Annotated in this window: 16 protein-coding genes; all 16 read left to right on the top strand. The window is 40.5% G+C overall.

From position 1 onward, the window contains the following. Nucleotides 1–10: 10 nt before the first annotated feature. The 16 genes from paaA to C8D94_RS13635 all read left to right on the top strand — a co-directional run bounded on the left by paaA (nucleotide 11) and on the right by C8D94_RS13635 (nucleotide 12,436). Nucleotides 11–988 carry a 1,2-phenylacetyl-CoA epoxidase subunit PaaA gene (gene paaA / locus C8D94_RS13705; RefSeq protein ID WP_115124537.1) on the top strand — a complete coding sequence of 326 codons (978 nt, stop codon included), beginning with the start codon at nucleotides 11–13 and terminating at the stop codon, nucleotides 986–988. Between the two features lie 117 nt (nucleotides 989–1,105). After that, entirely contained in the window at nucleotides 1,106–1,390 is a 285-nt protein-coding gene (gene paaB, locus C8D94_RS13700; RefSeq protein ID WP_115124536.1) for a 1,2-phenylacetyl-CoA epoxidase subunit PaaB, read from the top strand. 67 nt (nucleotides 1,391–1,457) lie between these two features. Further along, on the top strand, nucleotides 1,458–1,664 hold the full coding sequence (locus C8D94_RS15490; protein WP_245946343.1) for a hypothetical protein: 207 nt from the start codon (nucleotides 1,458–1,460) through the stop codon (nucleotides 1,662–1,664). Further along, nucleotides 1,613–1,804 carry a four helix bundle protein gene (locus C8D94_RS15485; RefSeq protein ID WP_245946339.1) on the top strand — a complete coding sequence of 64 codons (192 nt, stop codon included), beginning with the start codon at nucleotides 1,613–1,615 and terminating at the stop codon, nucleotides 1,802–1,804. Before C8D94_RS15490 ends, C8D94_RS15485 begins: the two co-directional genes overlap by 52 nt. Nucleotides 1,805–1,864: 60 nt before the next feature. Further along, nucleotides 1,865–2,620 carry a 1,2-phenylacetyl-CoA epoxidase subunit PaaC gene (gene paaC / locus C8D94_RS13690; protein ID WP_115124535.1) on the top strand — a complete coding sequence of 252 codons (756 nt, stop codon included), beginning with the start codon at nucleotides 1,865–1,867 and terminating at the stop codon, nucleotides 2,618–2,620. 91 nt (nucleotides 2,621–2,711) lie between these two features. After that, entirely contained in the window at nucleotides 2,712–3,215 is a 504-nt protein-coding gene (gene paaD, locus C8D94_RS13685; protein WP_115124534.1) for a 1,2-phenylacetyl-CoA epoxidase subunit PaaD, read from the top strand. Between the two features lie 102 nt (nucleotides 3,216–3,317). Next, complete coding sequence (locus tag C8D94_RS13680) at nucleotides 3,318–4,097, top strand: enoyl-CoA hydratase-related protein (RefSeq protein ID WP_115124533.1); 780 nt, start codon at nucleotides 3,318–3,320, stop codon at nucleotides 4,095–4,097. Between the two features lie 57 nt (nucleotides 4,098–4,154). Further along, on the top strand, nucleotides 4,155–4,517 hold the full coding sequence (locus tag C8D94_RS13675; protein ID WP_115124532.1) for a four helix bundle protein: 363 nt from the start codon (nucleotides 4,155–4,157) through the stop codon (nucleotides 4,515–4,517). Between the two features lie 45 nt (nucleotides 4,518–4,562). Then, the gene (locus C8D94_RS13670; RefSeq protein ID WP_115124531.1) at nucleotides 4,563–5,798 is read left to right on the top strand and encodes a 3-hydroxyacyl-CoA dehydrogenase NAD-binding domain-containing protein; all 1,236 of its coding nucleotides are present in this window, start codon (nucleotides 4,563–4,565) and stop codon (nucleotides 5,796–5,798) included. A gap of 29 nt (nucleotides 5,799–5,827) precedes the next feature. Beyond that, nucleotides 5,828–6,193, top strand: coding sequence for a four helix bundle protein (locus C8D94_RS13665; RefSeq protein ID WP_115124530.1), 366 nt, complete (start codon nucleotides 5,828–5,830; stop codon nucleotides 6,191–6,193). Nucleotides 6,194–6,235: 42 nt separating this feature from the next. Further along, nucleotides 6,236–6,643: a PaaI family thioesterase gene (locus C8D94_RS13660; RefSeq protein WP_115124529.1), complete on the top strand. Its 408-nt coding sequence runs from the start codon at nucleotides 6,236–6,238 to the stop codon at nucleotides 6,641–6,643. A gap of 167 nt (nucleotides 6,644–6,810) precedes the next feature. Continuing rightward, nucleotides 6,811–8,022, top strand: coding sequence for a 3-oxoadipyl-CoA thiolase (gene pcaF, locus C8D94_RS13655; RefSeq protein WP_115124528.1), 1,212 nt, complete (start codon nucleotides 6,811–6,813; stop codon nucleotides 8,020–8,022). A 9-nt stretch (nucleotides 8,023–8,031) separates the two neighbouring features. Then, a complete protein-coding gene (gene paaZ, locus C8D94_RS13650) occupies nucleotides 8,032–10,572 on the top strand; it encodes a phenylacetic acid degradation bifunctional protein PaaZ (RefSeq protein ID WP_115124527.1) in 2,541 nt (846 codons plus the stop codon). A 60-nt stretch (nucleotides 10,573–10,632) separates the two neighbouring features. Next, nucleotides 10,633–11,385: an enoyl-CoA hydratase/isomerase family protein gene (locus tag C8D94_RS13645; protein WP_115124526.1), complete on the top strand. Its 753-nt coding sequence runs from the start codon at nucleotides 10,633–10,635 to the stop codon at nucleotides 11,383–11,385. A 33-nt stretch (nucleotides 11,386–11,418) separates the two neighbouring features. Next, a complete protein-coding gene (locus C8D94_RS13640) occupies nucleotides 11,419–11,793 on the top strand; it encodes a four helix bundle protein (RefSeq protein WP_115124525.1) in 375 nt (124 codons plus the stop codon). A gap of 37 nt (nucleotides 11,794–11,830) precedes the next feature. Next, entirely contained in the window at nucleotides 11,831–12,436 is a 606-nt protein-coding gene (locus C8D94_RS13635) for an acyltransferase (RefSeq protein ID WP_115124524.1), read from the top strand. Nucleotides 12,437–12,478: the final 42 nt, after the last annotated feature.

The following is a 12,478-nucleotide window of genomic DNA, read 5'->3' as shown; positions in this document are numbered from 1 at the left end:
AAAAAGAATTATGGAAAAAGATGTTAAAAACCCACGGTCTGAGCGTAGTCGAAGTCTAGAAGAAATCTTTGAAGCCCGCATAGCGCGCGACGAAAAAATTGAACCTAAAGACTGGATGCCAGAAAAGTATCGCAAGACCCACATTCGGCAAATGAGTCAGCACGCACATTCTGAAATCATCGGGATGTTGCCAGAAGGGAACTGGATTACCCGAGCTCCCTCTCTGAGAAGGAAAGCTGCCTTGTTGGCAAAGGTGCAAGATGAAGCGGGACACGGATTGTACTTGTACTCAGCTTGTGAGACTTTAGGTATTTCTCGTGACGAATTATACGAACAATTACATTCAGGCAAAGCAAAGTATTCCTCAATTTTTAATTACCCCACGGTGACCTGGGCTGATATGGGTGCCATAGGTTGGTTAGTAGATGGCGCAGCCATTATCAATCAAGTACCGTTGTGTAATACCTCTTTTGGACCTTATGCGAGAGCAATGGTGCGTGTGTGTAAGGAAGAAAGTTTCCACCAACGCCAAGGGTATGAGATTATGCTGAAACTTTGTAATGGAACTCCAGAACAAAAGGAGATGGCGCAAGACGCTTTAAATAGATGGTGGTGGCCAAGTTTAATGATGTTAGGCCCAACCGACGATAAAAGCGTACATACCGAACAGTCTATGAAGTGGAAACTAAAACGTAAAACAAACGATGAATTGCGTCAGCAATTTATTGATCAAACTGTACCACAAGCAGATATCTTAGGCTTGACCATCCCAGACCCAGACCTCAAGCGGAACGAAGAGACTGGTCATTATGATTTTGGTGAAATTGATTGGGAGGAATTCTGGCAAGTGGTTAAAGGTCACGGCCCGTGTAACAAAAAGAGAATGAAAGCCAGAGTAGATGCCTGGGAAAATGGAGCGTGGGTTAGAGATGCCGCCATGGCGTATGCAGAGAAGCAAGAAAAGAAAAATTTAAAAAAAGCAATTTAATCGACATAAGACTATACGACATAAGACGTAGGATAAAAAAAGCTTACGTCGTAAGTCGTTAAGCGCAGTGGCGCTGTGCTGAGCGTAGTCGAAGTATCATAGTCAAATATCTACTATATGAGTAAGAATTGGCCCCTTTGGGAAATCTTCGTAAGAAGTAAAAATGGATTAGAGCATAGGCACTTTGGTAGCCTGCACGCTGCAGATGCTGAAATGGCCTTGGCGAACGCCCGAGATGTATATACACGCCGAATGGAAGGTGTAAGTATTTGGGTAGTAGAAAGTAAGCATATTACCGCCAGCAATCCTGAAAATAACGGCGAACTATTTGAACCTGCACAAGATAAAATATATCGTCATCCTACATTTTATGAATTGCCAGACGATGTAAAGCATATGTAGCGCGCGCTGCGCTTGAAGTTGAAGTCGAAGTTGAAATCGAAAATGAATAATCTCGAAAATTTTATTTATGAGTAAGAAATATGATTTGGACTCTAGATTAGAAGATTATGCCGCTTCAGTTATATTGGTATATGACAAATCACCGAAGACTTTTGCTTCAGATTATTTAGCAAAACAATTAATTCGTTCTGTTTGTTCTTCAGCTTTAAATTTTGAGAGGCGATGGGAGCAGGTTCGACAAAAGATAAAGCTAATAAGCTTAGAATATGTTTAAAAGAATTAAGAGAAAGTCTACGCAACTTAAATATTCAGCGTAAAGCAAAATTATATTCTGAAAATGAATTGCTTCCGCTGATTAAGGAAAATGATGAATTAATAAGAATAATAGTAACATTACTAAAAAATTTACTTTGAAAATCAAGAGGTTAATTCGACTTCATCTTCGTCTTCAACTTCATCTTCAAAAAGAAACAAATGAATAACGAAAATCTATATAATTACATCCTCTCCATCGCGGATAATTCCCTAATCCTCGCTCAACGTCTCGGTGAACTCTGTGGCCATGGGCCTACCTTGGAAACCGATATTGCAGGCACCAATATATCATTAGATTTAATTGGGCAAACCCGAAGTTACTATCAATACGCAGCAAAGATACAGGGAGAGGGAAAAACAGAAGACGATATTGCTTTTCTACGTTTAGAACGTGACTATAAAAATGTATTGCTCGTAGAACAGCCCAATACACACTTTGGTTATGTTATGGGAAGACAGTATTTGTTCGATGTGTTTCACTTAATGCTTATGAACGAACTGTTAAAAAGCAAAGATGATACACTAGCCGCAATTGCAAAAAAAGGAATCAAGGAAGTAAGTTATCACAAACGATTTTCAGGCGATTGGGTAAAGAGATTAGGTGATGGGACGGAAGAGAGCAACCAGAAAATGCAAGAAGCCATTGACGATTTATGGACGTATACTGATGAGCTTTTTGACTTAACCGAAGCAGACAAAGCAATGATAGCTGAAGGAGTTGGGGTAGATACCTCAAAATTTAAAGAACAATACTATACTGAAGTTTCAGACCTATTGAAAGAAGCTAACCTTGAAGTTCCCGAACGGAAATATTTTACTCGTGGAGGTAAAAAAGGAACCCATAGCGAATATATGGGCTACATTTTAAGTGATCTTCAGTATATGCAGCGCACCTATCCCAACATGGAATGGTGAATTCCCGCCTAGGTGGGAAACTGAAATCGAAGTTAAATTTTTTAGTCTCCCCTTGAGGGGAGATTTGGAGGGGTGTTTAGCCCAAATTATAATGACCGAAACAAAACCAGCAAATATCGCCCCGCACCTAATCCCCATCCTGGAGCAAGTAAGTGACCCCGAAATCCCGGTTTTGACGGTTTTGGATTTAGGCGTAATTCGTGAGGCAATTGAGGAAGATGGAGTGATAAAGGTTAAACTAACGCCAACATATAGTGGCTGCCCGGCGATGGATGTGATTGGCGACGATCTTAGAGCAGCCTTTGTAAAAGAAGGAAAAGAAGTTGAGGTAGAGCTAGTGCTATCTCCAGCCTGGAGTACAGATTGGATAAGCGAAGCGGGACTTCAAAAAATGGAAACTTACGGTATCGCACGGCCACTTTCTGAAAGTGCAGATAAAGACGTATTGCTTGGCAATGCAAAAAAAGTAAAGTGTACCAATTGTGGGAGTACAAATACGCATTTAGTAAGCCAATTTGGTTCCACGGCCTGCAAAGCGTTGTTTAAATGCGACGATTGCCAGGAACCTTTTGATTACTTTAAATGTTTGAAATAGACTAAAAGTGAACACAGAACATCGAATAATGAATCACGAACACCGAAGTAAAACTTTATCATTCGTTATTCTGCTGTTCGATATTTGATATTCAAAACTTATATGAAACCAATTATAAAAAAAATTAATAACGGAGTTGCAACCCTAACCCTAAACCGCCCCGAAGTCTTCAATAGCTTTAACCGTGAGATGGCGTTGTTGTTACAGGATGAACTAGATGCTTGCGAAAAAGATGAAAACGTAAGAGCTATCTTATTAACTGGAAACGGAAAAGCATTTTGTGCGGGTCAGGATTTAAAAGAAGTCACTTCGCCAGAATTAAACCCTGGATTTAAGAAAATTCTCGAAGAGCATTACAACCCTATTATAGAGCGCATCAGAGAAATTGAAAAACCAATCATTGCTGCAGTCAATGGAGTAGCTGCGGGAGCGGGAGCAAACATCGCACTAGCTTGTGACATTGTTGTTGCACACGAAAAAGTGAGTTTTATTCAGGCGTTCAGTAAGATTGGCTTGGTACCAGACAGTGGTGGGACGTTCACATTACCTAGATTAATTGGCTTTCAAAAAGCTAGTGCCTTAATGATGCTTGGCGATAAAGTTTCTGCTACAGAAGCAGAAACAATGGGAATGATTTATAAGGTAACTTCGGTAGAAGATTTTACTTCGGAAATATCGAAGATTTCAGAAACGCTAGCACAAATGCCCACCAAGGCTTTGGGGATGACCAAGCGATTGTTGAATGAATCAATGACAAATTCGCTCAAAGAGCAACTCGATTTAGAAGGAAAGTTACAAATAGAAGCCGCTCAAAGTGAAGATTATGCTGAAGGAGTAGATGCGTTTGTGAATAAGAGAAAACCGAATTTTAAAGGGAGGTAAAATGATTAACGATTGCTGATTTTTGATTGCTGATTTTTGAATTAAAACTTTAAAAATATGAAACCAAACCAGTTAGAAGAACGATTGATTCAATTTGCGGTAGATATTATTCTGCTTTGCAAGAGTATGGACAAATCTTTTGCTGCTGAGCATTTAACAAAGCAACTAATAAGGTCAACTACATCTGTTGCGCTCAATTATGGTGAAGCACGAAGCGGTGAGTCGACTCGAGATTTTCTTCACAAAATGAAGATAAGTTTAAAGGAATTAAGAGAGTCTCACGTAAATATGAAAATTCAAAAAGGAGCAAAATTAATATTGAATCTAAAAGAGTTGGACAGGTTGATAGATGAAAATAATCAATTAATTTCCATATTTGTGGCGAGTATTAAAACAGCATCAAATAAACTAATAAAATAGTTCAAAAACCCACAATCCACAATCGTTAATCTCCAATCTTAAAAGATGACAGTTCAACAATCAAAAATCGACAATCCACAATCGCCAATCTGCCGAGTAGGCATTATAGGAGCAGGAACAATGGGCAGCGGCATTGCACAAGTTGCATCCACGGCAGGTTGTACCGTAAAGCTATTCGATTTAAACCAAGCCGCGCTCGACAAAGCAAAAGCAAGTCTTGAAAAAATAATGAGTCGGTTGGTTGAAAAAGGGCGCATTGATGCTGAAGAAAAAAATCGTATTCAAGACAATATCACTTACGTCAATTCCCTAAAAGAATTAAGCGATAGCGATATGACCATCGAGGCGATTGTTGAGAATCTGGATATCAAAAAGAAAGTCTTTCAGGAGTTGGAAGGTTATGTTTCAGAAGAATGTATCATCGCTTCAAATACTTCTTCTCTATCCATCGCTTCCATCGCTTCCTCTTTGGAAAAGCCAGAGCGTTGTGTGGGGATTCACTTTTTCAATCCGGCACCGTTGATGAAATTGGTAGAGGTAATTCCCGCGATACAGACCAGTGAAGAAACGCTTAAAATTTCGGAAGAAACCATAGGCAATTGGGGCAAAGTGGTAGCCATTGCAAAAGATACTCCTGGGTTTATTGTGAACCGTGTAGCCAGACCGTTTTATGGCGAGGCGCTTAGAATTTACGAAGAGGGAATTGCGAGTTTTTTTGAAATAGACCACGCGATGAAAAGCGTAGGTGGATTTAGAATGGGACCTTTTGAATTAATGGATTTTATAGGAAACGATGTAAACTACATAGTGACCGAAACCGTTTTTAAAGCCTTCTACTACGACCCTAGATATAAACCCGCCTTTACTCAAAAACGCTTCGCCGAAGCAGGTTATTTGGGAAGAAAATCTGGACGAGGGTATTACAACTATGAAGATGGAAAAATGCAGCAACGTCAACCTGAGCGCAGTCGACTTGCATCCGATGAACGAGGCACGAGTGAGAGGAATGCACAATATATTTTCAACCGTATTCTAGTAATGCTCATAAACGAAGCTGCAGATGCACTATTTTTAAATATCGCAAGCGCAAAGGACATCGATAATGCAATGACTAAAGGCGTAAATTATCCAAAAGGATTACTTGCTTGGGCAGACGAAAAAGGCATTGATTGGTGTGTTGAGCAAATGGATAAATTATACGAAATGTATCACGAAGATAGATATCGCTGTAGTCCGTTGTTGAGAAGGATGAAAAATAAGGGTATGAGGTTTGGGCTGTGAGCTATGAGTGTAAACCACAAATAAAAGCTATGTTTGAAAGTGAATATCATTTCAGTTTTGAAAATTTACAAGTCTACCAAAAAGCAATTCTCTTCGGAGAAAAAGTTAACAAATTAGTTGACACATTTCCAAAGAAAGAGATGTATCGATTGTCATCTCAGTTTTCAAGGGCTGCAGATTCGATTGCTGCAAATATTTCTGAAGGTTCTGGAAGTACAGATGCTAATTTTAATCGATATCTTAAAATGGCTTGGGATTCAAGTCACGAGTGTGTAACTTGGAATTCTAAAGCATTTTTAAGAAATTATATTTCAAAAGAAACTTTTGAAGAAAACAGAATGTTGCTCACTGAACTCGGAAAAATGATTTCGGGATTAAGAAGAAAACTTAAATGACTAATTGCTCAAAGCACAAAGCTCACGGCTCACAGCTAAAATATGAAAGGAGAAAAAATCCCACATAAAATGTTATCCCAAGATGCCTATAGTCAGTGGCTAGGAATTGAAATTCTAGAATGTGAAGTGGGTAGAGTGAAAGTGGGAATGACCATCCGCAAGGAAATGCTCAATAGTATGGATAAAGCGCACGGCGGGATAAGCTATAGTCTCGCGGATACTGCTTTTGGGTTTACCGCAAATACCCACGGTAAATATGCGGTATCAATAGAAACTAGTATTAATCATATAGAAGCACTCGAAGAGGGAGATTACATTACAGCCGAAGCTACCGTAAATCTGCAAAAGACCAAAGTAGGTTTCAATATAGTAGAAGTAAAAAGAGAGAACGAATTAGTAGCGCTTTTTAAAGGCGTAGTGTACAGAACGAATAAAGATTGGGAAAATTAAAGATAACGAATATAGAACCGAAGAATAAAGAATAATGAAGTGATATCTCGATATTCGGTGTTCAAAATTAATCATTCTATATTCAAAGTGAATATTAAATTAAAAAAATGAAACCTAAATAAAGGTTGTTTCGATTTCAACTTCGATTTCGGTTTCGATTTCATTTTATGGAAGCATATATCATAGACGGCGTACGAACGCCCATAGGAAATTATAAAGGAACACTAGGCGCTGTGCGAACGGACGACTTAGGTGCCCTTGTAATGAAGGAACTAGTAAAAAGAAACCCCAACATCCCGCAGGAAGCTTACGATGATGTGATTATGGGCTGTGCCAACCAAGCCGGAGAAGATAACCGAAACGTAGCTCGTATGAGTTTGCTTTTGGCAGGATTGCCATACACGGTGCCTGGAGAAACGGTAAACAGATTGTGCAGTAGCGGACTTTCGGCAATTATCCACGCCAATCGTGCGATTAAGGCTGGCGATGGCGATGTATTTATTTCAGGCGGTGTGGAGAATATGACACGCGGGCCTTGGGTGATTTCTAAAAGTGCCTCTCCCTTCGGAAACGATAGTAAAATGTACGATTCGTCTTTTGGTTGGCGCTTTATTAATCCCAAGATGCAAGAACTATACGGAACTGACGGAATGGGCGTCACTGCTGAAAATTTAGTTGAAAAGCACAATATTTCAAGAGAAGACCAAGATGCATTTGCCTACCATAGCCAGATGAAAGCTACCGAAGCTCAAAAGAGCGGCCGATTGGCAAAAGAAATCGTTCCGGTTGAAATTCCGCAGCGAAAAAAAGACCCAATTATCTTTAAGGAAGACGAGTTTATAAAACCCACGACCACAAAAGAAATCTTGGCAAAACTACGTCCAGCCTTTAAAAAAGAGGGCGGAAGTGTTACAGCAGGAAATGCATCGGGATTGAATGATGGTGCCGCTGCTACGATTATTGCTTCCGAAGATGCCGTAAAGAAGTATAACTTAAAACCCTTGGCAAGGATAGTATCTTCAGCAGTAGTGGGTGTGGAGCCAAGAATTATGGGGATTGGTCCTGTAGAAGCGTCAAACAAAGCACTGAAAAAAGCAGGCTTGACCATGGAGGATATAGACATCATAGAACTTAATGAAGCCTTTGCATCACAAGCTTTGGCCTGTATTAGAGAATGGGGATTAGAAGATGATGACCCTAGGATAAACCCGAATGGTGGTTCTATCGCTATTGGTCATCCGCTAGGGGTAACAGGAACGCGAATAGCATATTCTGCAGCTTTGGAATTACAAGAAACCGGAAAACGATACGCATTGGTTACAATGTGCATTGGCGTGGGACAAGGCTATGCAGCAATAATTGAAAATGTGAATTTATAATTCAGAAGAATGCAAAAAACACAACACTACATACACGGGCAATGGCAATCTGGGCAGGGCGAAGGTGCTCCTGTGTACGATTCCATTACGGGCGAACATTTTACTAGTACCACTGTAGAAGGCTTGGACATCCCATCCATTTTACAATATGGTCGTGACAATGGCGACACGTTGCGAAAAATGACCTTCCAGCAACGTGGAAATATGTTGAAGAGCCTTGCTTTGTACTTGACCAAAAGAAAACAACAATTTTACGAAATCAGTTACCGAACAGGCGCCACAAAACGCGATAGTTGGGTAGACATTGAGGGTGGATTTGGAAACTTGTTTGCCAATGCTTCATTGCGTAAATTATTTCCCAACCAAACGTATCACGTTGAAGGTGATCCTATCGATTTGTCTCGTGGTGGCCGATTTATGGCACATCACATTATGGTGCCTCGCGAAGGGGTGGCGGTACACATCAACGCTTTTAATTTCCCAGTTTGGGGAATGCTGGAAAAGTGTGCGGTAAATTGGATGGCAGGAATGCCGGCCGTGGTTTTGCCTGCACCACAAACAGCTTATTTGACCGAAGCCGTTGTAAGAGAAATCATCGCATCAGGAATTTTACCGGAAGGCGCTCTGCAGCTTATTTCAGGGACGGCTAAAAATATTCTAGATACCGTTGGCTCTCAGGACGTGGTTACATTTACAGGTTCCGCAAAGATTGGTCGCCAATTAAAAACACACCCCCAGTTAACAGCAGAATCGGTGCCATTCACGATGGAAGCCGATAGTTTAAATGCTGCTATTTTAGGAAAAGATGCTGTACCTGGAACTCCGGAATTTGATTTGTTTATCAAGGAAGTCCGCAATGAAATGACGACCAAATGTGGTCAAAAATGTACGGCTATCCGTCGTATCATCGTTCCACAAGATTTAGTGGAAGATGTACAGATCGCGCTTGCCAATCAGTTGGACAAAGTGACCATTGGCGACCCACGACTCAAAGAAGTACGAATGGGAAGTCTCGTGAGCAATGCCCAAAGAGACAGCGTGCGGGAGCAAGTTGCTAAAATTTCAGAAACTGCTAAAATTGTCTACGGAAATACTAATGATTTTGAAGCATTAGGAGCCGATGCTGAAAAAGGTGCATTTATAAAACCTATTTTGCTAAGAGAAGACAATCCGTTGCAAAACGAAAATGCCCACGTGACCGAAGCCTTTGGTCCTGTGAGTACAATTATGCCCTATGATACGCTGGAAGATGCTATTAAATTAGCAAAGATGGGGAAAGGTTCGTTGGTAAGCTCAATCGTGACAAATGACGATAAGATAGCCAGGGAGTATGCTGTAAATGCGGCCACACATCACGGACGTATTTTAATATTGAACCGAGAATCTGCCAAACAAAGTACAGGGCACGGTTCGCCTTTACCCGGATTAATTCACGGTGGTCCGGGACGTGCTGGAGGTGGCGAGGAAATGGGAGGAATGCGAGGCATAAAGCATTATTTGCAACGTTGTGCCATCCAGGGAAGCCCAACAACATTGACGGAGGTTACAGGAATTTATCAAGCTAAAGCCAATTATAAAGAATCGCCAAAACACCCATTTGCATACCATTGGGAAGACATCAAACCGGGAATGTCTATTAAAACCCATAACCGAACGATTACAGATACCGATATTGTGAACTTCGGAAATTTAACGTGGGACCACTTTTATGCACATACCGACATCACGAGTCTGGACGGAAGTATTTTTGAAAAACGAACCGCCCATGGCTATTTTATCATTTCAATGGCTGCCGGATTATTTGTGTATCCTAACAAAGGCCCTGTGGCGGCTAATTATGGATTGGAAGAAATTAGGTTTTTACGTCCAATTTATCACAACGACACTTTGTACGTACGTTTAACGTGCAAACAAAAAGTAGACAGAGATAGCCGCGGAAAAGAGCATCCCAGCGGCATTGTAAAATGGTATGTTGAAATTTTTGATGCCAACGTAGATGCTGCCAACGCTATTTTACCAGAAGGAGCGGAAAAAGAAGACCCATTAGTGTGTATCGCAACTATTTTAACAATGGTTGAAAAGAAACAAGAAGTCTTTACTGAAATGACCACGGAAAAGATTAAATCTTGTCTCAATAAACTTTCAGAAGACACAAAGCCCAAGTGGGGGATAATGACTCCACAGCATATGCTGGAACATTTGGAATATACGTATAGAATAACCGCTGGCGAGATTCAGGATTTTGAAATTGCCACGCCGGAAAAGTATTTGGATAAAGTTCGCGACAGTTTATATAACTACGAGAGATTTCCACAGAACTCACAATTTCCGCAGTTGGAAAAAGACACGTTAGCACCATTAAAGCATCCGGATTTAGAAACCGCAAAACAGAAGTTTTTAGAACAGCGCTACAGGTATTTACAGTTTTTTGAAGAAAATCCCGATGCGGTTTTAAAGAATCTGGTCTTTGGAGAGCTAAACAAATACGAATCGTATCTATTAGAACGGAAACACTTAAACCACCACTTTGAGCAGTTTAACTTAATATAACCCAATCACAATGTCTGGTCGAGCGCAGTCGAGACCTAATTTAAACGATAATTGAAAAATATGACAGCACCCTACGTAAAAGAAGAAATAATAAACGGAATCTCAACCATAGAATTTTTCCACCCGGCGCACAACAGCTTGCCAGGAGATATATTAGCAAAACTTGCTAAGACCATTACTGAGGCAGGTAATAGCGAGGAAGTAAAAGTGATTATCTTAAAAAGCGGTGGCGATAGAACGTTCTGTGCCGGCGCCAGTTTTAAGGAACTCATCAATATAAATGATGCTGGAACAGGAAAGGTGTTTTTTAGTGGCTTCGCAAATGTGATAAATGCAATGCGAAAATGTCCAAAATTTATCATTGGTCGTGTTCAAGGAAAAACAGTAGGTGGCGGCGTAGGTGTTGCCAGTGCGACAGATTATTGTATGGCGACCAAGTTTGCAAGCATCAAATTGAGCGAGCTGAATATAGGAATTGGCCCTTTTGTAGTAGGTCCGGCAGTGGAGCGCAAATTAGGATTGAGCGGTATGAGCCAGATAGCCATAGATGCCAATAGTTTTTACGATGCTGAATGGGCAAGACAAAAAGGATTGTATGCCAGTGTACACGAAAGTACCGAAGCACTCGATGAAGCCGTACAAGCTTTTGCCGAAAACCTTTGCAACTACAATCCTGAAGCAATGAAAGAGATGAAAAAAATTATGTGGGCAGGCACTGAAAACTGGGATGAATTGCTTGCCGAACGAGCGGTTATTTCGGGAAGATTGGTGTTGAGTGAATTTACAAAAGAAACGTTGAAAAGGTTCAAATAGAGAGTAGAGGGTAGTTTTTAGAGGGTAGAAATTATGAAAAGTGAATACCATTTTAAATTTGAAGAACTTACAGTATATCAAAGAGCGATAGAGTTTGGAGAGGTAGTTCATACTCAGGTTTCAAAATTCCCTAAAATTGAAGATTACAGACTTTCTTCTCAGTTTGCAAGAGCAGCAGATTCAATCGCCTTTAATATAGCCGAAGGTTCAGGAAGTTCAGATGCAAGTTTCTTGAATTATCTCAGAATTGCCAGAGATAGTTCTCGAGAAAGTGTTGCGGCAACAACAAAAGCTTTTCTAAGAGGTTATATTACTTTTGAAGAAAGTGAAGAAAACAGAAGAATTTTAGTTGAAATTAATAAAATGCTAGCGGCATTGATGAAACATTTAAAAAATAAAAATAATTGAGACACCAACCTCTACCAACTAAAAACCACCCACTAAAATGATTTACAGCTTCAAAAACCACATACCCGTCATTCACCAATCCAGCTTTGTACATCCACTCGCTGCGGTTACGGGCAATGTGATTATTGGCAAGGACTGTTATATTGGACCTGGTGCGGCGATACGTGGCGATTGGGGCGAGATTATTTTGGAGGATGGAGTGAACGTTCAGGAAAATTGTACGGTGCATATGTTTCCGGGGAAATCTATTGTGTTGCGAGAAGGTGCACACGTAGGTCACGGAGCTATTATTCACGGTGCTAATTTGGGCCGAAACTGTTTGATAGGAATGAACAGCGTGATTATGGACGATGCCGAAATAGGAGATGAATGTATCGTGGGAGCGATGGCGTTTGTAAAAGCTGAAATGAAGTTTGAGCGCAGACAATTAATTGTCGGAAATCCCGCTAAGGTAATTAGAGAAGTAAGTGACGAAATGATTGAATGGAAAACTGCTGGCACTAAACTGTATCAGCAATTACCGGCAGATTGTCACGAAAGTTTAAGGGAAGTGGAACCTTTGAGAACGGTTCCGAAGGACAGACCAAAACAAGAAGATTTTTATAAAACGCTTCAGGAAATGAAAGCGAAAAATAGTAAATAATTTAAGTCACACTGAGCTTGTCGAAGTGCCTTCGATTTGTAA

The organism is Marinirhabdus gelatinilytica (assembly GCF_003353425.1).
Lineage (GTDB): Bacteria > Bacteroidota > Bacteroidia > Flavobacteriales > Flavobacteriaceae > Marinirhabdus > Marinirhabdus gelatinilytica.
Note: the sequence above shows the minus strand (reverse complement) of the source record. Positions and strands in the feature narration are given on the sequence as shown.